Below are 1,494 nucleotides of genomic sequence, written 5' to 3' on the forward strand. Positions count from 1 at the left end.
GGTGGATACCGATGGTGACGGCGTGCCGGATGGATGTGATATCTGCGGAAGCGGGGATGATTCTATCGACACCGATGGGGATGGCGTGCCTGATAACTGTGACATCTGCGAAGGATCCGATGACTCGGTAGATACCGATGGTGACGGCGTACCAGATGGATGCGATATTTGTGACGGATCAGATGATACTATGGATACTGATGGTGACGGGGTGCCAAATGGCTGCGATCTATGCGAAGGATTCGATGATTCTATTGACAAAAACGGGGATGGAATTCCAGATCGCTGTGAAAATGAAATACCAGATATTCCTTCCGAAAAGGAAAATAATGAGTTTATTATTTATCCAAATCCAACACGAGGAATTGTAAATATCAACTTGGAGGGTTATATGAACTCCGTGATTGAGATTTCCATATTCGACACCTCGAATAGAAGAGTTTTTTCATCCATATTTAATAATAATCATGGAGAAAGAGATATTATAGATCTATACTCCTTGCCAGTTGGTTTGTATTACGTTCTTATTGAAGTTAATGATGAGAAACACGTACGATCTATTGTCATTTCGAGATAGTAAAAACCCTATCGTTTTATTCATATTGCCAAAAGGCTATCGCCAGGACGACTTGGAATGCATTTTGGATTTCTTTGGGAACTCCAAAGGTGAAAAATACGACTTCGCATGAGCTGACTTTTGATCGTCATTACTACCTAAAAAAACATTTGAAGTTCTAGTGTAATAAGGTTTTCGAAGAAAAGGAAATCTTGAATGGTTCAATGAGATAAATGATATTTTAACAAGAATATATCTACATTTCCATCCTTACATATACAATCACGGAATCATCATTTCGCACTGCAGCGAATAAAATGGTTATTAGTCGAAAAATACTTACTTTAAACCAACAATTGATTTAGAGCCCCTAATTTCGCATTTCAAAGGTACTCCCCCTATCACACTTTGGATCATAAATGATAACTTGTTTATTTACAGTTCTGTAAATCAGTTTACTGAGTTATCTCAAAGCAGTGTATATATATTGTGTTTAGGACTTAATTTTGTTCTATAAATCTCATTTTTCAAATGATAAGAAAACTACTACTGACCGGTTTTTTGCTTTTCTCCATATACTTGTTCTTTTATTCTAAAGAGGAGTTTTCAGAACAAAATACCTCAGATTATATTCTTCTGGCATCCACCGAACATGATAGAAAAGATTCTTACAATTTTGTTGATGCCTTGAAATATCGGGGGGAAACTATTGGCGATGAAAACGGAACCCTGAACGCCAGAATTTCGCAAAAAGACGCGCAGAGCCAATCAGTTCTTTTGGAACCGGCAATTCCAATAGTGCCCATAAACAAATTTTTAAATGGCAGCATGCCTGTGACCACTCCGGATGATGTCAACGGCCCCTTTGCCCCTGCCCTGCTCTCTCAGACCGGTGCCTTCTCTGATATGATTAACCTTACGGTCAGTCCCGGGGTTAT

General features: G+C 38.8%; 2 protein-coding genes. Both read left to right on the forward strand.

Features of this window, described 5'->3' with window-relative positions; all coding sequences use genetic code 11:
- The coding region (locus QU605_RS15260; RefSeq protein ID WP_289726195.1) for a T9SS type A sorting domain-containing protein at nucleotides 1-577 on the forward strand (577 nt) is incomplete at its 5' end.
- A gap of 510 nt (nucleotides 578-1,087) precedes the next feature.
- Nucleotides 1,088-1,494: hypothetical protein (locus tag QU605_RS15265; protein WP_289726196.1), on the forward strand; the 407-nt coding region annotated here is incomplete at its 3' end.

The organism is Robiginitalea aurantiaca, assembly GCF_030380815.1.
Lineage (GTDB): Bacteria > Bacteroidota > Bacteroidia > Flavobacteriales > Flavobacteriaceae > Robiginitalea > Robiginitalea aurantiaca.